Source organism: Paracidovorax oryzae ATCC 19882, assembly GCF_000687165.1.
Taxonomy (GTDB): Bacteria; Pseudomonadota; Gammaproteobacteria; order Burkholderiales; family Burkholderiaceae_C; genus Paracidovorax; species Paracidovorax oryzae.
This window is the reverse complement of record NZ_JMKU01000007.1, coordinates 161,891-185,265: the sequence shown is the minus strand read 5'-3', so window position 1 is coordinate 185,265 and position 23,375 is coordinate 161,891. Positions and strand designations below refer to the sequence as shown.

Here is a 23,375-nt window from a genome sequence, read left to right as displayed (position 1 = left end):
CCGTCCTCCCTTCCATTCCCCTCCATTCCTTCCACACCATCATGACCAAGGCTGCCAATTTCAGCGTCTTCCATATCCGCAAGTGGTATCTCCAGATCGAGGACACCCTGGCCGGCGAGACCGGTGCGCCCGCGGACGGCGAACCGCTGCGCAAGATCGTCATCGCCGCGTGCCTCCACAACCCGTTCGCCGGCCGCTACGAGCCGGACCTGTCGTCCTGGATCGATCCGTCCCCGGAGCTGGGCCGCGAGTTCGGCCGGCGCATCCAGGAGGCCGCCGGCGGCCGCGCGATCGAGAGCTACGGCAAGGCGATCGTGGTGGGCATCGACGGCGAGTACGAGCACGGCAACGCGCTGCTCACCAACCCCGCGGCCAACCCCATCCGCGACGCCATCGGGGGCGGCAAGTCCTGGGTGCCGTCGTCCGGCAAGCGCGGCGGCCCGGGCACCTCGATCGACATCCCGCTCGCGCACAAGGATGCGCTGTACGTGCGCTCGCACTACGACACCGTCACTGCGCAGTTCGCGGACGGCCCCAACCGCGACGAGGTGGTGCTGATCTGGGCCTTTGCCACCCGCGGCCGGCTCAATGCCCGCCTGGGCGGACTGAAGGCTTCGGAAATCCAGGGCCGGGACGGCCTGGTCTGAGGGCGGGCCATGGAACGGCGCGAACAGGTGATGTCCCTCCAGGGGCTGCGGTTCCACCTCACCGAGTGGGGTAGCCCGGCGGCCCGGCCCGTGGTGATGCTGCACGGCATCCGCGGCTATGCCGAGACCTTCGCGGGCCTGGCCGCCGCGCTGCAGCCGGATTTCCGCGTGATCGCCTTCGACCAGCGGGGGCGCGGCCAGACCGACTGGGATCCGGCGGGCGACTACTACACGGACACCTACGTGGCCGACCTGGAAGGCATCGTGGATGCGCTGGGCCTGGATGCCTTCGACCTGCTGGGACATTCGATGGGCGGGATGAACGCCATCGTCTATGCGGGCCGGCACCCTGGGCGCGTGCGGCGGCTGGTGATCGAGGATGCCGGCCCGGGCGCCTTCGATGCCAGCGAGGGCGCGACCCGCATCCGCAGGGAGCTGGCCATGACGCCCGCGTCGTTCCCGGACTGGGAAGCGGCGGCGGACTTCATGCGCGCGCTGCGGCCCACGGTGACCGAGGAGGCTCGCCTGCAGCGGCTGCAGAGCATGCTCTCGCCGCTGCCGCAGGGCGGCTTCACCTGGCGCTACGACCATGCGGGCATCACCGCGACGCGGCTGCATCCCGATCCCACGCGGGCGGTGGACCTGGAGGCCAGCCTGCGCGCGATCGCGTGCCCCACGCTGGTGGTGCGGGGCGGGCGCTCCGATTACCTGCAGCCGGCCATGGCCGAGCGCATGCGCGCGCTGAATCCGCGCATCGAAGCCATCGAGATCCCGGATGCCGGGCATTACATCCACGACGACCAGCCGGCGCTTTTCGCGCAGGCGGTGGCCGGATTCCTGCGGAGCGCGGCGGCCCGCGAGGCCGCCTGATCCCCTGAAAAGAAAGAGCCTCATGATCCATGAAATCCGGACCTACACGCTGGTGCCCGGCGGCACGCGCGAGTACCTGCGCCTGTACAACGAAGCGGGCCGCGAAGTGCAGACCCGCCTGCTGGGCGGCCTGGTGGCGGTGCTCACGCCGGAGAGCGGCGACCTGAACCAGCTCATCTACCACTGGGTCTTCGACAGCTACGAAGAGCGCGTGCGCCGCCGCGCCCAGCTGATCGCCGACCCGGCCTTCACCGAGTTCCGCAAGTCGGTGCGCCACCTGCTGGTGAGCCAGGACAGCCGGCTGCTCAGTCCGGCCTGAACGGCCCGGGGCGTGTGTCCACGAAAGGCTGCAAGGCAATGACATTTCCCACTGAAGTCCAGGTCCTCGTCGTCGGCGCGGGTCCGGTCGGGGCCACGATTGCGAACCTGCTGGGCGGCTACGGCGTGTCCGTGCTGGCTGTGGACCGCAGCCCGCAGGTGCTCGACTATCCGCGCGCGGTCGGGCTCGATGACGAGGCGCTGCGCACCTTCCAGGCGGCGGGCCTTGCCGAGCGCATGCTGCGCGACATGATCCAGAACGTGCCCATGCGCATGTACACTGCTTCGCGCCGCTGCTTCGCGGAGATCCTGCCCAGCACGCGCGAGTTCGGCTGGTTCCGGCGCAATCTGTTTTCCCAGCCGCTGGGCGAGGCGGTGCTGCGCGAGGGCCTGCAGCGCTTTGCGCATGTGCACCTGTGCCTGGAGACGGAGCTGCTGGACCTGCAGCAGGATGCGCAGGGCGTGACCGCGGTGCTGCGCGACGCGCAGGGGGCGGAGCACCGGGTGCGCGCGCAGTACCTGGTCGGATGCGACGGTGGCCGCAGCCGCGTGCGCGAGGGCATCCTGAAGCTGCCTTTCGAGGGGCGCACCCATCCCGCGAAGTGGGTGGTCATCGAGTGCGACCAGGATCCGCTGGATGCGCCCTACACGGCGCTGCACTGCGACCCCGAGCGGCCCTACGTGTGCCTGCGCCTGCCCTACGGCCTGCGTCGCTGGGAATTCATGCTGTTTCCCGGCGAGGACGGCGAGCAGATGCTGGCTCCGGACAAGGTGCGCGAACTGCTGGGCCGGCACGTGGCGCGGCCGGAGTCGCTGAACGTGATCCGGGCGCGCGTCTATACCCACAACTCGCGCGTGGCGGGATCTTTCGTGGTCGGGCGCGTGTGCCTGGCGGGCGATGCCGCGCACATCACCCCGCCCTGGATCGGCCAGGGGCTGAACGCAGGGCTGCGCGATGCGTTCAACCTGTCGTGGAAGCTCGCCTGGATCCTGCAGGGGCGCCTGCGCCCCGAGCTGCTCTCGAGCTATCAAGACGAGCGCCACGCGCATGCCAAGGCGATGATCGACCTCGCGGACCTGTTCGGGGCCATGCTGTCGCAGCGCAACCGGGCCCTGGCCTGGCTGCGCGACCGTTTCTTCCTGTCGGTGCGCAACATCCCGCGGGTGCGCGATTACGTGCTGCAGATGAAGTTCAAGCCCATGCCGCGCTTCACGCGGGGCGTCGTGCAGGACAGCGGGGATGCGCGGAGCGACGAGGTGGTGGGCCGCATGTTCATCCAGCCCGTGGTGGAGTGCGCGCCCGGCCGCCAACAGCGTCTGGACGACGTGGTCGGCCCGCGCTTCGCCGTGCTGAGCTGGTGCGAAGACGCGCTGGCCGATGCGCCTGCAGAGTTGCGGGAGCAACTGGAGCGGCTGGGCTGCGGGCGCTACGTGGCAGTGCGTTCGCGCGGCGCCGCGGCGGATGCCTGCGCACCGGCCCGCGGAGGACGCATCGAGGATGTGGAGAACACGCTGCATTTCTGGTTCCAGGACCGGGGTGTGGACTGGGTGCTGATCCGGCCCGACCGCTTCGTGGCGGCCGCTGGCCGCCGGGGCGATGCGGTCCCGCAGCTCGCGGCTTTTTGCCAGGCCGTGCTGCCGCCCGTGCTCCAGCCCCAGGCAGAGCCGGCCCTGCCGGCGTGAAGGAATCCGAGATGTATCCCGAACTTTCCCTGTTCATCGGTGGCAGCTTCCAGGGCCGCAGTGCCGGGCAGCCCGTGCATGACCCGGCCACGCTGGAGGTGCTGGGGCACCTGCCCTGGGCAGGACCCGCCGATGTCGAGGCGGCGATCGAGGCCGCGTACAGTGCCTTTCCCGCCTGGCGCGACAGCTCGCCGATGGATCGGTCCGCCGTGCTGCGCAAGGCCGCCAGCCTCGCGCGCGAGCGGGCCCAGGACATCGGCCGCGGCATCACGCTGGACAATGGCAAGCCCCTTCCGGAGGCCGTGGCCGAGGTGCTCAACGCCGCGGAGCACCTGGAGTGGCATGCGGAGGAATGCCGGCGCATCTACGGCCGCGTGGTGCCGCCTCGCCATCCGTCGGTGCGGCAGTGGGTGGTGCGTGAACCGGCCGGCGTGGTGGCTGCGTTCAGTCCCTGGAACTTTCCTTTCGGCCAGGCCGCGAAGAAGCTGGCCGCCGCGCTGGGCGCGGGTTGCACGGTGGTGCTCAAGGGGCCCGAGGAGTCGCCGAGCGCCATCGTCGCGCTGGCGCGGCTGTTCCACGACGCCGGCCTGCCCGCGGGGGCGCTCAACCTGGTGTGGGGCGTGCCGGCGGACATCTCCCGCCAGCTGATCGAATCGCCGCGCGTGCGGGTCGTGTCGTTCACCGGTTCGGTGCCCGTGGGCCGGCAGATCGCCGCCCTGGCCGGAACCCACCTCAAGCGCACCACGATGGAACTGGGCGGCCATGCCCCCGTACTGGTGTTCGACGATGCCGACGTGGACGAGGCCGCCGCCGCGCTGGCGCGCATGAAGGTGCGCAACGCCGGGCAGGTGTGCGTGTCACCCTCGCGCTTTTTCGTGCAATCCGGCATCTACGTCCGGTTCGCGGAGCGCTTCATGGACGCCCTGGGCGCGGTGAAGATGGGCCCCGGCCTGGAGGAGGGCGTGCAGATGGGGCCGCTCATCCATGCGCGCCGGCTGCAGGCGGTGCAGGGGCTGGTGGACGATGCCGTCGGCGCGGGCGCGAAGGCGTTCACCGGCGGGCAGCGCGTGCGTGGGCGCGGCCACTTCCTGGCCCCCACCGTACTGCGGGACGTTCCCCCGGGCGCGCGCATCCTGCGGGAGGAGCCCTTCGGACCCCTGGCGGTACTCGCACGCTTCGACACCGTGGACGAAGCGCTGGGCCTGGCCAATGCGCTGCCCTTCGGGCTGGCGTCGTACGTCTTCACGCAATCGCTGCCGGTATCCACGCGCGTGGCCCGTGGGCTGGAGGCCGGCATGGTCAACATCAACCATTCCGGCATGGCGCATCCCGAACTGCCCTTCGGCGGCGTGAAGGACAGCGGCTTCGGCAGCGAAGGCGGCACCGAGTCCTTCGACAGCTTTCTCGTGACCAAGATGGTCACCCAACTCTGAGCCGGCCCGCCCGGCCCCCTTATGCTGAACCTGCAAGATCCCTCCCTGCTGCGTGGCCGCTGCTTCGTGGACGGCCGCTGGACCGCCAGCGAGCGCTCCCTGGCCGTGGCCGACCCCGCCACCGGCGCCACCGTGGGCCACGTGCCCCGCATGGGCCCTGCGGAAACCCGCGAGGCCATCGATGCGGCGCACCGCGCATGGCCTGCGTGGCGCGCGCGCACGGCCAGCGAGCGTGCCGCGCTGCTCGCGCGCTGGCATGCGCTGATCCTGGCGAACCAGGACGATCTGGCGCGCATCATGACGGCGGAGCAGGGCAAGCCCCTGGCCGAGGCGCGCGGCGAGATCGGCTACGCGGCTTCCTTCATCCAGTGGTTCGCCGAGGAGGCGAAGCGCGTCTATGGCGAGACCGTGCCCGCGCCCGTGGCCTCGCAGCGCATCGTGGTGGTCCGGGAGCCCGTGGGCGTGTGCGCTGCCATCACGCCGTGGAACTTTCCCGCCGCGATGATCACCCGCAAGGCCGGGCCGGCCCTGGCGGCCGGCTGCACCATGGTCGTGAAGCCCGCCAGCCAGACGCCGCTGACTGCGCTCGCCCTGGCGGTACTGGCCGAGCGCGCGGGGATCCCCCCGGGCGTGCTGTCGGTGGTGACCGGACCGGCCGGAGAGGTCGGCACCGAGCTGGCGACGAATCCGCTGGTGCGCAAGCTGAGCTTCACCGGCTCCACCGAGGTGGGCCGGCACCTGATGCAGCAGACGGCGGCCACGGTGAAGAAGGTGTCGATGGAGCTGGGCGGGAACGCGCCCTTCATCGTGTTCGACGATGCCGACCTGGACGCCGCTGTGGAGGGCGCTCTGGTCTCGAAGTTCCGAAATGCCGGCCAGACCTGCGTGTGCGCCAACCGGCTCTACGTGCACGCGCGCGTGTACGACGCGTTCGCGCGCAAGCTCGTGGAGGCCCTGCGGGCGCTGCGTGTCGGCCCGGGCGCCGAAGAGGGCGTGCGGATCGGCCCGCTGATCGACGAGGCCGCGGTGCGCAAGGTGGAGGAGCACATCGCGGACGCCGTCGCCGGCGGCGCGCAGGTGGCCCTGGGCGGGCGGCGCCATGCGCTGGGCCGCAGCTTCTTCGAGCCGACGGTGCTCACGGGCGTGACGCAGAGCATGCGCGTGGCGCGCGAGGAAACCTTCGGGCCGCTGGCGCCGCTGTTCCGCTTCGATACAGAGGACGAGGTGGTGGCGATGGCCAACGACACCGAGTTCGGACTGGCGAGCTATTTCTACGCCCGCGATATCGGCCGCGCATGGCGCGTGGCCGAGCGCCTGGAGTACGGCATGGTGGGCGTGAACACGGGACTGATCTCCAACGAGGTCGCTCCGTTCGGCGGCATCAAGCAGTCCGGCCTGGGGCGCGAGGGATCGCGCCATGGCATGGACGATTACCTCACCCTCAAGTACATCAACATGGCCGGCATCTGACGCGGCCCGTGCACGTTTTTTCCAGGAACCAGGAGTCTTCCATGTCCCAGTCTCTCTCGCCCCGGCAGCCCGACCATGCGATCCACAGCGTGTTCACCGACCGGTGGTCGCCCCGCGCCTTCACCGGCGAGCCCATTCCCGAGTCCGGCCTGCTGGCTTTGCTCGAGGCGGCCCGCTGGGCGCCTTCGGCCTACAACGCCCAGCCGTGGCGGTTCATCTATGCCCGGCGCGATACCGCGAGCTGGGATCCCATCTTCCAGGCCCTGGAGCCTTTCAACCAGGGGTGGGCCCAGCGGGCGGCCGCCCTGGTGGTGATCGTCTCGGCCGAGCAGGCCGTGTTCCCGGGCGAATCCGTGCCTGCGCCGAATGCCTGGCACGCCTTCGATGCGGGTGCCGCCTGGGCCAGCCTCGCGCTGCAGGCGACGCTGTCGGGCTGGTCGGCCCATGCCATGGCCGGCTTCGATGCTGCCCTCGTGCGGGAGGCGGCAGCCATCCCCGCGGGCTATGCGGTCCAGGCTGTGGTGGCGATAGGCCGGCGCGGCGACAAGGGCGTGCTGCCCGAAGGCCTGCAGTCGCGCGAGTCGCCCAACGGCCGCCTGCCTCTGGCTCAACTGGCCTCGGAAGGGCGCTTTCCTGCAGGGGCTGAGGGCGCCTGACATTCCGGAGGCCGCCTCCTGCGGCCCATGCGCTGCCCGCGGTGCCGTGCCTGGCGCCGCGGGTTTTCTTTTGCCTGCGTGGCGTCAGCGGGCGGTGGCGGTCGGCGCGACCGGCCCCTGCCGCGAATAGAACACATCGGGCCGGTCCGGGGTGCCGGCACCGGCCACCACGCTGGTCAGGGCCAGCCGGTCCGGCCGGACTTCGGTGGCGAAGCTGGCGCCACTGTCGGCGCTGCGCAGCACCAACCCGTCCAGGCCTGCACCCACGACGGTGCTGCCGCGGGCTTGCAGCGCGGTGATGGAGGACTGGCTGTGCGTTTCCACGCGCTGCCAGGTGCGGCCGTCGTCGCCGCTGCGGTAGAGGGAGCCGCGCAGGCCGGCCGCCAGCAGCGTGCCGTCCGGCGTGGCCGCCCCTGTCCAGAACGAACCCTGGTATCCGGTGGGAAGATAGGTCCAGCTGCGGCCCTGGTCGTCCGAGCGCAGCACATTGCCTTTCTCTGCGGCGGCGAACAGCCGGCCACGGGCATCCGTGAACAGGCCCAGCAGGTTCAGGTCGGCCTTGCGGGCGCCCTCGGGCGGGGCCAGGTCCACCTTCCGCCACGTCGCCCCACCGTCGTCCGTGGTCAGCACCAGCGACCACAGGCCGACCGCCACGCCGTGGGCGGCGTCGAAGAAGTGCACGGCGAAGAGCGGGCGGTCTTCCTGCAGGTCCTTGCGCTGCAGTGTCCAGGTTTCGCCCCCGTCGGCGGTGTGCAGGATCACGCCGGCATGGCCTGCAGCCCAGCCGTTGCGCACGTCCGAGAAGGCTACGGATGTCAGCGTCACGTCCACGGGCACCGAACGGGCCTGGCGGTGCGTTCGGCCGCCATCGTCGGACAGCAGCACCACGCCGTGGTCGCCGACCGCCACCAGCCGTGAGCCCGCCAGGGCGCTGGCCAGCACCATGGCCTGGGCGGCGTAGGGAACCTGCCGTGCCGCGGAGATGTGCGGCACGGTCGCGGAGCCCGTGGCCGGCGCGGGCTGGGCAGAGGCGGCTCCCTGCAGGCACAGGGCCGCGGACAGCAGGAGGGGGGGAATGCTGGGGCGCATGGGGCGGGTCCTGGAAAGGGATCAATCGTGCTGCAGCCCGGTGGCCTGCACGGGCTTGCGGCGGGGAAAGAGGCGTTCCAGCCAGACGGCCACGGCCGGCAGGGCCGTCATGGCCATCACCATGTTCACCATGAACATGAAGGCCAGCAGCTTGCCCATGTCGGCCTGGAACTTCAGCTGCGAGAACGACCATGTCGCCACGCCGATAGCCAGCGTGATGGCCGTGAAGATGGTCGCCGTGCCCACCTCCAGAATGGCCGATTCCACGGCCTTGACGATGCTCTGGCCGTGGGCGAGGTGCATCAGCAGCCGGTTGTAGATGTAGAAGGCGTAGTCCACGCCGATGCCCACCGCCAGCACCATCACCGGCAGCGTGGCCACGGTCAGGCCGATCTCCAGCTCTTTCATGAACCAGTAGCCGATGAAGGTGCCCACGGTGAGGGGCAGGCAGCAGGCCACGACGGCGCGCAGGTCGCGGTAGACCAGGAACACCAGCACGATGATGGCGGCATACACATAGAGCATCATCGGCAGTTCGCTCTTCTCCACCTCATCGTCGATCGCCGCCAGCACGCCGGCATTGCCGGAGGCGAGGCGGATGACGATGCCGTCCTGCCTGTCATGCTCGCGGAAACGCTTCACGGCGTCGATCACGCGCTGGATGGTGGCCGCCTTGTGGTCGGTCAGGAAAAGGTGGACCGCCGTCATGCTGCAGTCCTTGCGCATCATGCCGGGCAGGCGGGCGATCTCGGTGGACAGGGCCGCGTAGTTGCCGGGGTCCAGCGGGATCACCGCCATCTTCGGATTGCCTTCGTTGTAGCCCTCGTTGTAGAGCCGCAGCTGCCCCGCATACGAAGACACGGAGAGCACGCCCTCCACCGGCTGCATGGTCCAGGTGAAGCGGTCCTGGTAGAGCCCGACATTGACGTTGCCGCAACTGTCGGGCGGCGCCTCGAAGACCACGGTCAGCCAGTCCAGGCCGGTGTCGTAGCTGCTGGAGATGGCGACCGCGTCGCGGTTGAAGCGTGAGTCCGCGCGCAGCTCCGGCGCGCCGGGCTGCAGCGTGCCCACCACGCGGTCGCGGCTCTGCCAGACGGCGGCGGCGAACACCACCGCCGTCGCCGCCAGCACCAGCAGGGCGTTGCGCGGCTCGGCCACGCGGGCGAGCACCCGCAGCCAGCCCGAACGCCGCTCGCGCTGCACCAGCGCCGCGTCGGCGTAGCGCTTGCCGATGTCGAAATACGAAGCCGCCACCGGCAGCATCACCAGGTTGGTGACGATCTTGTAGGCCACGCCCAGCGAGGCGGTGATCGCCAGCTCGCGCACCATCGGGATCGGGATGAGCAGCAGGGTGACGAACGATACGAAGGCGGTCACCAGGGCCAGCGTCCCCGGAATCAGCAGGCCGGTGAAGCTGTCGCGGCAGGCGTCGTAGTTGGAGCGGCCGTGCGATATCTGCCGCACGATGAAGTTGATCTGCTGCACACCATGCGATACGCCGATGGCGAACACCAGGAAGGGCACGAGCACGCCGAGCGGATCCAGGCCGAAGCCGAGCAGCTTGAGCGTGCCGAACTGCCACACCAGCGAGGTGAGCGAGCACACGATCGGCAGCAGCGTGAAGCGCACCGATCGGCAGTACCAGTACACCGCCAGCGCCGTCAGCACCAGGGCGATGGCGCAGAACTTCAGCACCGAGCGCGCGCCGTCGGCGATGTCGCCGATCTGCTTGGCGAAGCCGATGATCTGGATCTCGAAATCCGCGTCCTCGAACTTCGCGCGGATGCGCTCTTCCAGCAGGTGGTTGTAGGCCACGTAGTCCAGCTTCGTGTTGTCGGCGCCCACCTCCAGCAGCTCGGCGGTGACCATGGCGCTCGTCTCGTCGCGCGAGACCAGCGTACCCACGAATCCGCCCTGCGAGGCGGCACGGCGAATGCCCGCGATGGACTCGGGCGTGAGCTGTCCGGGCGTGATGGTGCTGTCGATCAGCGGGTCGGCCCGGAAGCCTTCCTCGGTGATCTCGTTGACGAAGCTGTTGGGCGTCCAGACCGAGCGCACGCCCAGCCGCTCGACATTGGGCAGGTAGCCGACCGCCTGGGTGACCTCGTACACCCGCTGCAGCGCGGCGGGCGTCCAGATGCTGCCGTGCCGCGCCTTCACCACGATGTTCAGGCGGTTGGCGCCCAGCACGTCGTTGCGGTACTCCTTGAAGGTCTCGATGTACTCGTGCCCGACAGGCATCTGTTTCTCGAAGCCCGCGTCCATGCGCAGCTGCACCGCGAACCAGGCCATCACCACGGTGAAGAGCACCAGCGCGGCGAGCAGCACCGTCCTGTGGTGGAAGACGATCTGTTCGACGCGCTGCACGGCGCGGACGAGGGCGGACCGGGGGGGAGATGCGGAGTCGGGCACGGGTGGCTTTCGGCAGACGGTCGGGGGGCGGTCGGGCGGTCAGAAGTTCCGCGACAGGGTGAAGCCCAGGTAGTTGCGGTCGCGCAGCGGCTGGTCGAACACCCGCTTGCCGCCGAAGAAGGCCGCGTAGTTGATCGAAGCCTGCCACTTGGCAGGGTTCTGCACGAAGCTCACCGTGAGGTTGATCGACTTCGCCCCCTCCATGAGCTGGCCGGCCGCATTGGGCGTGCGGCCCTTGACGGCCTGGAAGTAGTAGATCTCGGGGATCACCTGCCAGCCCGGGATGACCGTGCCGTCGTACACCCAGCTGAAGTCCAGGTTGTATCCCCACGCCGTCTTCGAGCCCATGGGCGAGGGCGACGCCCCCGCGTTGAACTCCTGCCCCCAGCCCCAGGCGCCAGCGGAGATCGGATCGGCGCCGTACAACTGCTTGAGGTGCGGGTAGCGCACCACCACGGTTTCCGCCATCAGGGTGGCGGTGCTGGCGCCCAGCAGGTCGAGCAGCCACTGGCCGTTGCTGGGCGTGACGCTGTAGAGGCCGGTCAGGTGCCACTGGAACTTCTTTTCGTCCACCCAGCAGTTGCCGCCCTGCGAGGCGCACCCGGTGGCGGCGGAGTTCAGCGACACCGCATCGCGCGGCCGGTAGGACAGTTCCGTGCCGACGGACCAGTCGCCCACGGGCATGTTCGCGCTCACGCCGTAGAGCCGGCGGTTCTCCGCGAACGCCCAGCCCGCGCGCCCCGTGCCGTTCACATTGCTGCTGAAATTCGCACCCTTGTCCTGGTAGTTCAGCACGTAGGCGCCGAGGTTGAGCGAAGTGCCCTCAGGCTGGTAGCGCAGCGCCACGCCCCACTGCCCGCTGTTCTTGGGCTTGGCCTCCACGAGCCCGTAGGTGTCGTGGCCCTTGCCGAGGCCGTTGGCAGTGGACCAGTAGCTGCCCGTGGGGGGCATGTAGTTGCCGTTCCAGTGCGTCTGCACGTAGGCCTCGACGTTGAGTCCGTGGCCCAGTCCGCTGGCGACGCTCACCATCGGCGCGGGCAGCAGCACCTCCTTGAGCTGGGTGCCGGGCTGCGAGGCGCGCATCACGTCCACCGCGTTCGTGCTGTTGATGCCGCCGGACAGGAACAGGCTTTCGCCCCAGTTGATCACCTGGTTGCCGACGCGCACGCGCGCGCGCTGGTCTCCGATGTCGAAGGACTTGCTCACCCACAGGTCCAGCAACCGCGCCTTGAACCGCAGGTCACGGCGCGCATCCGGCGCCAGCCCGTCCCGCAGCCCGGAGGGCGCGCCCGCGGCCAGGTAGCCGGTGGTATCGGAGGCGGTGAAGTCCTTGATCCAGTTCACCCGCCCGAGAAAGGTGATGTCGGACGGCAGCTTCAGCAGCAGTTCGTGGCTGCCCTTGAGGTACGTGGTGAAGGCGTCGCCCTTGGCGTAGTTGAGGTTGCCCTGGTCGCCCAGGGCCGAGGTGGGCGCCAGGCAGCCCGCGGGTGCCCCGTCGCCGGTGGCGCCGGCGTTGATGAGCGTGCAGGCCGGGTCCTTCATGCGGATGCCGGTGCCGATGGTGACGGTCGAATCGAAGCTTCCGCGGATGTTCTCCGTCTCGAAGGTCATGGCGTCCGCGCCGGTGCCGAGCAGCGCGGCGGCTGCCAGCGCGGTCGTGCGCAGGTGCAGGGAGTGCTTGGTGGTCATCCTGTTCTCCTGGGTGGGCGCGGGGGCTCAGCGCTCGCTGATGGCGCGGAGGTTGTCGGAGGTGTAGAAGCCCGGCTTGAACCGCGGGCCGGTGGGCTCGGTGAACCAGCGGATGTCCTTGCCGACGCCGACCGTGTGCGTGTCGAACACGTAGCGGCCTTCGGCCAGGTTGTTCTGCACCATCGCCATCACGTCGCAGCTGCCGGTCTCGTAGACGGGAATCAGGAAGCCCTCGCGCATCTTGGCCAGCTTGTTCTGGCCGTCGAAGTCATCCATCAGCACCGGGGCCCAGCTGTCCTCGTCGAGATAGATGGTGCGCTTCGGCGCGGAGTGCCGCATGCCGGACTTGACCGTCGCCTCGATCACCCACACGCGGTGCAGTTCGTAGCGGCGGTGCGTCTGCGCGATGAAGTCCGGTTTGGCGACGTCCTCGAACTTCGCCTTGAAGTCGAACGCGCCGAACGCGTTGTAGGGCACGTACATTTCCTTCTTGCCGACCAGCTTCCAGTCGAAGCGGTCCAGCGCGCCGTTGAACACCTGGGGCTCGTCCAGCGTGTACTGGTTCTCCATGCCGATCTGCGGCGCGTCATGCGAATAGGTGGGCATGCGCCGCACCCGCCGCTGGCCCGGGAAGTAGTAGAAGGTCTCGTTCTCTGCCTGGTTGATGTACTGCGTGATCGCCAGGGCCTGGCCGGCCAGTGCGGCAGGAGCCACGTAGCCGAAATACACGTAGAACTCCACGGGCGGCAGCGAGGACAGCTGCGTGGAGCCCTTCGCTCCGGAGGGGATGAACACGGTCTGCTCCGAATCGGCGCGGATCCATTCCGTGCTGCCGCGCCGCGGTGATACCGCGGTGATCGTGCCCTTGTAGTCGATGCCCACGCCGCGGTAGCGCATCTTGGAGTTCCACATCGCCTCCACGCCGGAGGAGGGGATGGGGAACGGGTATCCGGGCACGGTGGCCTCCTTCAGGCTCCAGCCGTCGTCGTTGAGCTTCGCGGTGCCCAGGTTCTTGCGGGTGTTGGCGGCCACGAAATCCGGCACGCCGCAGGTACGGTGCGACGGGTACACGTCCATGCGGTAGTCCTTGCGCTGCTTGAGCATGGCCAGCTGGCCGGCGCTGAGCTTGTCCGCGTACTTGTCCGCGTTGGATGCGTCGATGGTCAGCAGCGGCTTTTCATCCTTGTGCTTCCAGTAGTCCACGCGCAGCTTGCCCCATTCCCATCCGGCCTGCGGGGCTTCGGCTCCCTGCCATGCGGGAATGGAGCCGTCCTTGTTGCCTTCCTTTTCCGCGCCGGACGGCGTGAGCTTGTCCAGCTGGGCGAGGTCGGCCGCGGGAGCGGCGAAGGGAAGCGCGAGCAACTGGGCCGCGAGGACGGCCGTGCAGGTGGCGCGGAAGAAGGGGGCTGGGGGCTTGCGGACCATGGGGATCTCCGTGGGTTGGGTGGGTTCGATCGGTCGTCCGCGCGCCATGGCGGCGGCGTGCGGCGTGCGGGGCAGGACTGCGGCCGTGCGGGCCGCGGCGGTGCGGGAGCGGTGCTGTCTAGCGGTCCGCCGGCGGGGCCTGGGCGCCCGCCGGCGGTGGGGCAGGGGCGCGCTGGCGCAGTGGCAGCATGCGGCGCAGCACGTCGTCGCGCCGGATGAAGTGGTGCACCAGCGCCGCTCCGATATGCAGCGCCACGAGCACCCAGGCCACCCTCTTGCCGAGGAAGCTGTGGACCGTCCACATGGCGTCTTCAAGCTGGAGCGTGGTCAGCCCGAACAGGGACCGGATCCATTCCGCGAACGCCGTGTCGCGGCAGGCGGGAATGACGAACAGGCCGAAGTTCGTGGGGTCGTACGTGGTCATGTAGCCCGACACGGGCATCAGGATCAGCAGCGCGTAGAGCGCCCAGTGGGCCACATCCGCCGCCAGCACCTCCAGGCGGGAGGCCGGGGCGTGCCGCGGGGTGGTGCCGAGAATGCGCCACAGCAGCCGCGGCAGCACCAGGAAGCCGATGGTCATGCCCAGCACCCAGTGGATGTTGAGGATCGGCACCACGCGCTGCGCATCGGGTGCCCACCCGAACAGCGGGGGACGCACGCTGGTCTCGGGATCGACGATCCAGATCACGTAGTACGCGACCCCGTACGCGGCGATGAAGGCCGCGGCCATCGCCCAATGGAACAGCATCGAGACGCTGCCGTAGGCATCGAGGGTATTGCGCCATCGCATGGTGGATCTCTTTCGCACGGAGGTCGGGGGGCCGAACTGCCGCCGGCTCAGGGCAGCAGGATGGTGATGACCTTCTCTTCGGTGTAGGCGAGGGCGCCGGCCAGCCCGCCCTCGCGCCCGATGCCGCTGTCCTTCACGCCGCCCCATGGCAGGTTGGCCTCCAGCGGGCTCCAGCAATTGACCCCGACGGCACCGACGCGCACCGCAGCGGCGACGCGATGCGCGCGCGCCAGGTCGTTCGTCCACACCGTGGCCGCGAGGCCGTAGCTGGAATCGTTGGCCAGCGCGATCGCTTCCTCGTCCGTGTCGAACGGGATCACCGTGCCCACCGGGCCGAAGATCTCTTCGCGCGCGATGGTCATGGCGTTGGTCGCGTTGGCGAAGATCGTGGGCTTCACGAACCAGCCCTTGTCGGGCGACGAGACGCCGCCCGCGAGCAGTTCGGCGCCTTCCTCCAGACCGATGCGGATGTAGCGATTGACGCGCTCGAACTGCGCCTTCTTCGCCACGGGGCCCATCTGCACGCCCGGCTGGCGCGGATCGCCCACTGCCACGGCATCGGCGGCCTCGGCCAGCGCGGCCGCGAAGCGCTGCGCCAGGCCGCGCTGCACCAGGATGCGCGAGCCCGCGGCGCAGACCTGGCCCTGGTTCACGAACAGGCCCAGCGCGCAGCCGCGCAGCGCCTGCTCGAACGAGGCATCGTCGAAAACGATCTGTGCGCTCTTGCCGCCCAGCTCCAGGGTCACGCGCTTGAACGAGGCTCCGGCGACCTGCTGGATCGCCCGGCCGGCCTCGGGGCTGCCGGTGAAGCTGATCTTGGCGACGTCGGGGTGCTCGCACAGCGCGCGGCCCACCACGGCACCGTAGCCCGTCACCACGTTGACCACGCCGTCGGGGAAACCGGCTTCCTTGCACAGCGCGGCCAGGTGCAGTGCGGACTGGGGCGTTTCTTCCGACGGCTTCACCACCACGGTGCAGCCGGCCGCGAGCAGGGCGGCCAGTTTCCACGTGGTAATCATCAGCGGCGAGTTCCAGGGAACGATGGCGCCCACCACGCCCACCGGCTCGCGCAAGGTATAGGAGAGCGTGCGCATGCCCATGTACCCGCTGGTCGGGATGGTGCGTCCCTCGAGCTGGTTCGCCCAGCCCGCCGCCGCGCGCAGGTGCGACACGGCATTGGGCACGTCCATCATGCGCGGCTCCATGGGTGAGCGGCCGATGGCGTGCGCATCCATGTCGGCCAGCAGTTCCGTGTCGCGCTCCACGAGGTCTGCCAGGCGCAGCAGCAGGCGCGCACGCTGGGCCCCGCCGAGCCTGCTCCAGGCTCCGCCGTGCAACTGGGCGTGGGCTGCCGCAACGGCGCGCCGGATGTCTTCGGCGGTACCGAGCGCCGCCGTCGCGTATTCCTGCTCGTTCACGGGATCCACCAGCGCCATCCTGCCTCCGTCGGAGGCTTCTGCGGGGGCGCCGTTGATGTAGTGCTTCAAGGAGTGGTTCATGGGCATGTGGCGGTGTGTGTTGTGCAATGGCGGGAAACGGTCATCGCGGGAAGTGCTCCTGGGTGAAGCGGCTGCACTGTGCGACGGTGGCGGAAGTTTCGGGTTCGGCTTCCCGGCCGCGTTAGCCCAAATCAGCAACTGCATTCGCCGCAACGCATGCTTGCGCAGGCCGGTTCGCCGGCCTGCGGCGGCCTCCAGAAGGGGGCACAGCCTCATCCCCGAGGCCACGATGTGGTGCGTGATGCACCGGCAACGTGCATGTGCGGGGTTTTCCCGGCTGTATGTGGGAAAAGGCGCTTGCACAATTCTTGCAATGTGGCAAAGCCGTCAGGCCTGCATCCGCGGGTCGCGCCCGCGCAAGAGGTTCCGCCAGACCATGAATCAGTCGATCGATCGGTTTCAAGATATCCATGTGCATGCATCTGCAGTGCGCGAATGGCACCAGACCTACAGCCAGATCACGGCGGGGGCGTTGGAGAGTTCGCTCATCCAGTTGAACAGTGCGCGCTGCCATGTCTTCCGCGAGCACATCAACCAGCGCGTGGTGCAGCATGGCGAGGCGCCCCGCGGCAAGCTGTGCTTTGCCGTGCCCATCGCCATTCCCGGTTCCATCCGCATGCAGGGCCGGGAGGCGGACGACAAGAGCATCTTCGTGCTGCGGGGTGGCGAGGAGTTCATGTTCCACATGCCCATGGGCATGGACCTGCTGGCCATCACGTTCGAGCAGTCGTTTTTCGACCAGGCCCTCGCGGACACGCCGTGGGAGCAGGAGATCGGCATGCTGCTGCGGCAGCCGGTGATCAAGGTGCCGCAGCAGCGGCTCGAGGAGGCGCGCCGCCGGCTGCTCGCGATCTTCTCGAGGGCCATGGCTTCCGGCGATGCGGGCGTGCCGCCGCAGGGAGAGCCGCCGCAGGCGCTGGAGCAGGCCATGCTCGAGGAAATGCTGCGGCTCGTCACCGATCCCGCCTGCGACCGCGCCCAGCGCCACGGCAGTTCCACGCACAGTTTCATCGTGGAAAAGTGCCATCGGCTCGCGATGTCCGACGCGGTCAACGTGCCCAGCGTCATGGACCTGTGCGAGCGCCTTCACGTGAGCCGCCGCACGGTGCAGAACAGCTTCCGCACGGTGGCGGAAACCACCCCGCTGAACTATCTGCGCTCGGTGCGCCTCAATGGCGTGCGCCGCAAGCTGATGTCCACCGCTGCGTCGGAGCTGTCCATCGGGGACGCGGCCTCGGCCTGGGGGTTCTTCCATCTGAGCCACTTCGCCGCCGAGTACCAGGAGCTGTTCGGCGAGCTGCCGTCGCAGACGCGCCGCGCCGACGCGCGCCGGATGGCGAGCTGAGCAGCTCTCCCCAGCCCGCCTGTCCGTTGCACGCTGGCACCCGTTGCTGCGGGAGCGGAGCGGTTGCCGCGCGTGCCGGCCGCGCAGCCGCGGCACCGCACTCCCTGCATGGATGCCGGGCCCGTGCCGCGCCGCGGCCCATCGCGCCGGCTTGCCGATCCGGGATATCGTCCTGCGGCCTGCCGTTCTTAGACTGCGCCTGCTTCGGCCCGGGCCCGGCTTGCGCTCTTCGCGCGGCGTCCGGGTCCCGACATGACACGCCGAGCACGGAGATGAACGTATGGAATGGACAGACCCCCAAGTGACCGGAGCGCAGCAGGCCGGTACGCCCTCCTCGACGGGCCTGCGGAGATCGACGCTCGGCGCAGGAGTCATCACGCTGCTCGTGATCTCCGCCGCCAGCCCGCTGAGCGTGGTGGCCGGGGGCTTCCCGATCGGCATCATGCTGGGCAACGGGGCGGGAACACCCGCGCTGGTGCTGGTGGCGCTGGCGCTGCTGCTCATGTTCGCGGCGGGCTACACCGCCATGGCCACCTGCGTCACCAGCGCGGGCGGCTTCTACTCGATGGTGGCGCGCGGCCTGGGCGGCTACGCGGGCGGGGCAGTGGCGATGGTGGCCATCCTCGGCTACGTCGTACTGCAGTTCGGCCTGTACGGCCTGCTGGGAGCGGTGACCTCGGAGGCGATCCACGCGCTGTCCGGGTGGCAGTTGCCGTGGTGGTCGTGTGCGCTGGCGGCCATGGCCTCGGTGGCCTATTTCGGATACCACCAGATCGATTTCTCCGCGAAGATGCTCGCGGGTTTCGTGGTGGCCGAGTACGTCGTCGTGCTGTGCCTGGACGTGCTGATCCTCGCGCACGGCGGTGCCGACGGCATCCACCTGCGTTCCTACACGCCGCAGGCCATCTCGGGCGGCAATCCCTTCATCGGCCTGCTGTTCTGCTTCGCCGCCTTCATCGGCTTCGAGGCCACCACGATCTACAGCGAAGAGGCCAAGGATCCGCGGCGCAGCATTCCTGTCGCCACCTATGCGGCGCTGCTGCTGGTGGGCTGCTTCTACTCGTTCTCGCTGTGGTGCCTCGTGATCGGCGCGGGCAGCGACAGGGTCGTGGCGTCCATCGCGGCGCTGGAAGACCCGACCAACTTCCTCTACCTGCTCTCCGACCAGTACGGCGGGCCGCAGCTCACCCTGGTGCTGCGCGGCATGTTCATCGTCAGCATCTACGCGGGCCTGATCGCGTTCCACAACTCCACGGCGCGCTATTTCTATTCCATGGGCCGCGAGGGCCTTCTGCCTGCGGTCCTGGGCCGCACGCACCCTGAGTACAAGAGCCCGCACGTCGCCTCGCTGCTGCAGACCGCACTGTGCGCGGTGGTGGTGATCGGCTTCGCGGTGGCCGGTGCGGACCCGGTGCTGTCGGTGTTCTCCTGGCTCAGCAACCTCGCATCGGTCTGCGTACTGGCCCTGATGGTGTGCACTGCCGCCGCAGTGATCGCGTTCTTCCATGGCCGGCCACGCGGCCACGGCCGCCTGCGCGTGCTGGTGCTGCCGCTGCTGGCCTGCCTGGGCCTGTGCGCGGTGCTGGCGCTCGCGGTGGCGAACTTCCACGTCCTGACGGGCGCCAGCCCCCGCGCGTCCATCGTGCTCGTGGGCGCGGTGCCGGTGGCGGCGCTGCTGGGCCTGTTGGCCGCCAGGCGGCTGCGGCGGCGCGAGCCCGGCCGCTTCGCGAACCTGGGCCAGGACCGGGCATAGCCCGCAGCCCGTCCGATGGCAGGTACCGGCATGCGCTGGATGAACGACATGCGGATCGGGGCCCGGCTCGGCCTCGGCTTCGGCGCGGTGATCGCGCTGCTGATGGCCCTCGCGGCCGTGGGCATCGAGCGGATGGCCGCGGTCTCGGCCAATACCGAGCGCATCGTGGACGACCGATATGCCAGGGTGGCCCAGGCACACGCCATCGAGAACGCGGTGCACGCGCAGGCCATCGCGCTGCGCACGGCACTCATCGCCACCGACCTGGAGGCGGTGCGTGCAGAAATGAACAAGGTCGATGCCGCGGACCGCGCCATCGACGGTGCGGTCCGCGCGCTGCAGGACATGCCGGACGCAGCGGAACAGGGGCTGCAGACGCTGGATGGCGTGCTGGAGCTCCGCAAGGCCTACGCCTCGCGCAAGACCGAACTATCCCGGCTGGTGCTGGCGCAGAGCCTGGACGAAGGCGGGGTTTTCCTGGTGCAGCACATGCTTCCGGCGCAGCAGGCCTACCTGGCCGCCATCGAACGCTTCGGCAGGGCCCAGGCGGACGGCATGGTGCAGTTCGGCGCCGACGCTCTGCGCACGGCGCGGCTCGCCCAGGCGGCCATGGCGGTCCTGGCCGCTGCGGCCCTGGCGCTGGCCGCGGGCATCGCCGTGGTGCTGACGCGCTCGATCACCGGCCCCCTCTCCGAGGCCCTGGCGCTGGCCTCGACGGTGGCGCGCGGCGATCTCAGCGTGCGCACGGAGACCCGGCGCGGCGACGAGGCGGGCCAGTTGCTGGGCGCACTGCAGCGCATGGCGGAAAGCCTCGCGGGCATCGTCCGCCAGGTGCGCGAGAGCAGCGAATCCATCGCGATCGGTGCGTCGCAGATCGCCTCGGGCAACCTGGATCTGTCGCGCCGCACCGAGGAGCAGTCTTCCAGCCTGCGGCAGACCGCTGCCGCCATGGACCAGGTCTCCGCCGTGTCCGGTCAGAACGCGCGGGTGGCGGGCGAGACCGCCGCGCTCGTGGAGGAAGCTCGCATCGCCGCGCAACAGGGCGGTGCGGCCGTGCGTGAAGTGGTCGCGGTGATGGGCGAGATCGCGACCGGGGCGCGCAGCATCGCCGACATCACGGGCGTGATCGACGGCATCGCCCGGCAGACCAACATCCTCGCGCTGAATGCGGCGGTGGAGGGCGCCCGCGCCGCGGAGCATGGCCGGGGCTTCGCCGTCGTGGCGGCAGAGGTCCGCACGCTGGCACTGCGCGCCACCGCCGCCGCCCGGGACATCAAGGCGCTGGTTCAGGCCAGCGCGCTCCAGGTGGACGAGGGATCGCGGCTCGTGCAGGGCGCGGGCGCCACCATGGAGGCGGTCGTGCGCCACGTCGCGGGCATCGCGCAGCGGGCCGCCGGCATCGACGACGCCAGCCGCGCGCAGAACCAGGACATCGTGCGGGTCGCGGAGGCCATGGGCTCGATCGACCACGCGACCCAGCAGAACGCCGCGCTGGTGGAGGAAGCCGCCGCTGCCGCGGGCAGCCTCAGCGACCAGTCCGCCCGCCTCGCCGGCGTGGTCCGCTCCTTCACGCTGGAACGCGAGGCATAGCGCCGCCGAAACAGGCTGCATTCCGGTTGCCGATTCCGGCTAACCCGTCTTCCGCGGCTTGGATGACCATCACCTGGCGCTCCACGGTGTGCGGCGCATCCGCCGCACGCCATCCCGCAGATACGCAAAAAGGTACGTTTTTATGACTGAAGCTGAACTGGAAGCACTGAACTTTGCCGATGCCCCGAAGATGGTGTCCACCGCCTTTCCCGGCCCGAAGGCGGCCGAAGCGCTGGACCTGTCCGCGCGCACGGAATCGATGGCGCGCGGCGGCGGCCGCATGCCCGTGGTGATGGACCGCGCTTTCGGCGTGACCTTCAAGGACCCCGACGGCAACGTCTTCGTGGACCTGTCCGCCGGTGTCGGCGTGAGCAGCGTGGGCCGCTGCCATCCGGAGGTGGTGAAGACCATGCAGCAGCAGGCGGGCGACCTGATGCACGCCATGGAAGTGAACAACACGCGGCGCACCGAACTGGCGGCGAAGATCTCCGAAATCGCGCCTGACGGCCTGCGCGGCGACTGCATCACCTTCTTCACGCAAAGCGGAAGCGACGCCCTGGAAGCGGCCGTGAAATTCGCCCGGCGCGTCACAGGCCGCCACCAGATCGTGGCCTTCCACGGCGGCTACCACGGCATCTGGCAGGCATCCAACGCGCTCACCACAGGCACGGCCTACCGCAAGGGCTACGGCCCCTTCATGGGTGGCGTGATCCATGCGCCCTATCCGTATGCCTACCGTTTCCCCTTCGACACCACGCACAAGAGCGCCGAGCAGATCGCGGGCGAGTACATCGACTACCTGCTCAACACCCCGTACACCGCCGCCGACGACGTTGCCGCGGTGATCGTCGAGCCCGTGCAGGGCGAGGGAGGCTACGTGCCCCCGGCGCCGGAATTCCTGCAACTGCTGCGCAAGGCCTGCGATCGCAGCGGCGCGCTGCTCATCGTGGACGAGGTGCAGTGCGGCGCGGGACGCACCGGAAAGATGTGGGCCGTGGAGCACTCCGGCGTGAAGCCCGACATGCTGACCTTCGGCAAGGGCATGGGCGGCGACGTGCCCATGGCCGGCCTGGTCATGCGCTCGGACCTCGCCGCGAAGATCCCGGACGGCTCCGCTCCCAACACCTTCGCGGCCAACGCCCTCTCCGCTGCCGTGGCGCTCACCAACATCCGCCTGCTGCAGGACCCGGAACTGAACCTGGTCCAGCGCGCCCACGATGTGGGCCTGGAGGCGCAGGAGTACATCCGCGGCTTCAACAGCCCCTATGTGGGCGAAGTGCGCGGGCGCGGGCTGATGATCGGCATCGAACTGGTCGAAGACCAAGCCACGAGGGCCCCGCTGACCGGCGAGAAGCTGGGCCGCCTCATGGGCTACGTGCTGAGCCACGGCGTGCTGATGGTACCGTGCGGCCGCTACACCAACGTGATGCGCGTCATGCCATCCCTCACCGTGCCGCGCTCGCTGCTGTTCAAGGCGCTGGACGTCTTCGGCCGGGGGCTGGCGTCGCTCTGAACGCCGTGCGGGCCGCCGGTGGTCCTCCCGGCCTGGTGGGGAGGATGCCGGCGGCCGCGGCCGCGGCCAGGGAGCGGCCGCGCCTCATTGCCGGGCGATGCGCTCGGTCAGCTCGGCCGCAGCCTCGGTAACGAGCTTGCACAGGAAGCCTTCCTGGAAGGCCTTGAAGCGCTCGCTGCGTCCCACCAGCGTGATGCTGCCCAGCACGCGCTGCTTTTCGTCGAACACCGGCGCCGCGATGCCGATGCGCTCGGGGTGCAGCTCTCCCTCGCTGATGCAATAGCCCTGCTTGCGGATCGCCAGCAGGCTCTTGGAGAAATCCTTCCACTGCAGGCCGACATGCTCCAGTTCGGGCCCGGCCGCATGCGCGTCGTAGATGCGGCGGATCTGCCGCGGCGAGAGATAGGCCAGCACCACGCGGGCCGTCGCGCTGTGGAACAGGTCGATGGGCTTGCCGCGCCCGCTGTCCGCCGGCGCGGCATCGCTGCCGCGCTGCAGCAGCACGTTGATCACCACGTCGCCATACAACTCGCTGATCAGCGCGTCCAGCTGGGTTTCCTTCACCAGCCGGTCGATGAGGTCGCGGCTGCGCACCAGCATCGGGTCGTAGTCGGTCATCTGCCGCTCCAGCGCGATGATCCGGGGGCCCAGCGCATAGCCGCGCGGCAGCCTCACCAGCAGCCCCACGTCGCCGAGTTCGCGCAGGTAGCGGTACGCGCTCGCGGGGGTGTAGTCCAGTTCCCGGCAGATGGTATCGACGTCGATCACCGGCTGTTCCGGGCGAAATAGGTCGAGCACGGCGAGCATTCGGCGCAGGCTGTTCATGGGTTCTTCGAAAGATGGAGACGGTGCCGGCTGCCATGCCCGGAGGGCACATGCCGTGCGGTGGATCGGACCTGCGCGGCACCGGAAGGTGGCCGCGGCCCTGTGGCCGGATGCATCTGCCTCCCGTCGCCGCGGGGGCTGCAGAGGCGCCCGCGCCGCATGTATGTTACGGCAGAACACCGGGGCTGCTGCGCGTGTTCCGGTGCAGCGTACGCAGAGACTGACGCCCTCGCGTGCGTAGGAGGGCGCGCCGGTGCGCATCGCGATGGTCACGTTCCGATGCCAGACGTGCAGTCGCTGCAACTTCCGTGAACCGCATTTGCCGTGCTCGTGGATATTCGCTGCGATTCCTACAAACGGCCGAGCCG

Annotated in this window: 18 protein-coding genes; 11 read left to right on the top strand and 7 right to left on the bottom strand. The window is 69.5% G+C overall.

Annotated elements, in window-relative coordinates; genetic code table 11:
* Positions 1–41 precede the first annotated feature (41 nt).
* The 7 genes from T336_RS0107060 to T336_RS0107030 are packed head-to-tail and all read left to right on the top strand — an operon-like array spanning position 42 to position 7,077.
* Positions 42–647: an amino acid synthesis family protein gene (locus T336_RS0107060; protein ID WP_019700610.1), complete on the top strand. Its 606-nt coding sequence runs from the start codon at positions 42–44 to the stop codon at positions 645–647.
* Positions 648–656: 9 nt separating this feature from the next.
* Complete coding sequence (locus T336_RS0107055) at positions 657–1,517, top strand: alpha/beta fold hydrolase (protein ID WP_026432006.1); 861 nt, start codon at positions 657–659, stop codon at positions 1,515–1,517.
* 22 nt (positions 1,518–1,539) lie between these two features.
* Positions 1,540–1,836, top strand: a complete 297-nt coding sequence (locus T336_RS0107050; protein ID WP_013594148.1) for an NIPSNAP family protein — start codon at positions 1,540–1,542, stop codon at positions 1,834–1,836.
* 38 nt (positions 1,837–1,874) lie between these two features.
* A complete protein-coding gene (locus T336_RS0107045; protein WP_019700608.1) occupies positions 1,875–3,518 on the top strand; it encodes a bifunctional 3-(3-hydroxy-phenyl)propionate/3-hydroxycinnamic acid hydroxylase in 1,644 nt (547 codons plus the stop codon).
* Between the two features lie 11 nt (positions 3,519–3,529).
* Complete coding sequence (locus tag T336_RS0107040) at positions 3,530–4,951, top strand: NAD-dependent succinate-semialdehyde dehydrogenase (RefSeq protein ID WP_026432005.1); 1,422 nt, start codon at positions 3,530–3,532, stop codon at positions 4,949–4,951.
* 21 nt (positions 4,952–4,972) lie between these two features.
* Positions 4,973–6,421 carry an NAD-dependent succinate-semialdehyde dehydrogenase gene (locus tag T336_RS0107035; protein ID WP_026432004.1) on the top strand — a complete coding sequence of 483 codons (1,449 nt, stop codon included), beginning with the start codon at positions 4,973–4,975 and terminating at the stop codon, positions 6,419–6,421.
* A 41-nt stretch (positions 6,422–6,462) separates the two neighbouring features.
* Complete coding sequence (locus T336_RS0107030) at positions 6,463–7,077, top strand: nitroreductase family protein (protein WP_019700605.1); 615 nt, start codon at positions 6,463–6,465, stop codon at positions 7,075–7,077.
* An 84-nt stretch (positions 7,078–7,161) separates the two neighbouring features.
* Here the strand turns inward: T336_RS0107030 and T336_RS0107025 are convergent, their stop codons facing one another.
* The 6 genes from T336_RS0107025 to T336_RS0107000 all read right to left on the bottom strand — a co-directional run bounded on the left by T336_RS0107025 (position 7,162) and on the right by T336_RS0107000 (position 15,987).
* Positions 7,162–8,166: a YCF48-related protein gene (locus tag T336_RS0107025; protein WP_019700604.1), complete on the bottom strand. Its 1,005-nt coding sequence runs from the start codon at positions 8,164–8,166 to the stop codon at positions 7,162–7,164.
* A gap of 21 nt (positions 8,167–8,187) precedes the next feature.
* The gene (locus tag T336_RS0107020) at positions 8,188–10,578 is read right to left on the bottom strand and encodes an efflux RND transporter permease subunit (protein ID WP_026432003.1); all 2,391 of its coding nucleotides are present in this window, start codon (positions 10,576–10,578) and stop codon (positions 8,188–8,190) included.
* 39 nt (positions 10,579–10,617) lie between these two features.
* Positions 10,618–12,267, bottom strand: coding sequence for a DUF1302 domain-containing protein (locus tag T336_RS0107015; RefSeq protein WP_019700602.1), 1,650 nt, complete (start codon positions 12,265–12,267; stop codon positions 10,618–10,620).
* 27 nt (positions 12,268–12,294) lie between these two features.
* On the bottom strand, positions 12,295–13,692 hold the full coding sequence (locus T336_RS0107010) for a DUF1329 domain-containing protein (RefSeq protein ID WP_026432001.1): 1,398 nt from the start codon (positions 13,690–13,692) through the stop codon (positions 12,295–12,297).
* A gap of 118 nt (positions 13,693–13,810) precedes the next feature.
* Positions 13,811–14,482, bottom strand: a complete 672-nt coding sequence (locus T336_RS0107005; RefSeq protein WP_026432000.1) for a cytochrome b — start codon at positions 14,480–14,482, stop codon at positions 13,811–13,813.
* A gap of 47 nt (positions 14,483–14,529) precedes the next feature.
* Positions 14,530–15,987 carry an aldehyde dehydrogenase family protein gene (locus T336_RS0107000; RefSeq protein WP_404821581.1) on the bottom strand — a complete coding sequence of 486 codons (1,458 nt, stop codon included), beginning with the start codon at positions 15,985–15,987 and terminating at the stop codon, positions 14,530–14,532.
* 370 nt (positions 15,988–16,357) lie between these two features.
* On the opposite strand from T336_RS0107000, the gene T336_RS0106995 reads away from it, so the two are divergent.
* The 4 genes from T336_RS0106995 to T336_RS0106980 all read left to right on the top strand — a co-directional run bounded on the left by T336_RS0106995 (position 16,358) and on the right by T336_RS0106980 (position 22,182).
* Entirely contained in the window at positions 16,358–17,326 is a 969-nt protein-coding gene (locus T336_RS0106995; RefSeq protein ID WP_026431998.1) for a helix-turn-helix domain-containing protein, read from the top strand.
* A 280-nt stretch (positions 17,327–17,606) separates the two neighbouring features.
* Entirely contained in the window at positions 17,607–19,079 is a 1,473-nt protein-coding gene (locus tag T336_RS0106990; protein WP_051647075.1) for an APC family permease, read from the top strand.
* Positions 19,080–19,094: 15 nt separating this feature from the next.
* Positions 19,095–20,669, top strand: coding sequence for a methyl-accepting chemotaxis protein (locus tag T336_RS0106985; RefSeq protein ID WP_244883888.1), 1,575 nt, complete (start codon positions 19,095–19,097; stop codon positions 20,667–20,669).
* Between the two features lie 142 nt (positions 20,670–20,811).
* Positions 20,812–22,182 (top strand): aspartate aminotransferase family protein, encoded by a 1,371-nt coding sequence (locus T336_RS0106980; protein ID WP_019700033.1) that lies wholly within the window; start codon positions 20,812–20,814, stop codon positions 22,180–22,182.
* 84 nt (positions 22,183–22,266) lie between these two features.
* Here the strand turns inward: T336_RS0106980 and T336_RS0106975 are convergent, their stop codons facing one another.
* Complete coding sequence (locus tag T336_RS0106975) at positions 22,267–23,007, bottom strand: IclR family transcriptional regulator (RefSeq protein WP_013594163.1); 741 nt, start codon at positions 23,005–23,007, stop codon at positions 22,267–22,269.
* Between the last annotated feature and the right edge of the window lie 368 nt (positions 23,008–23,375).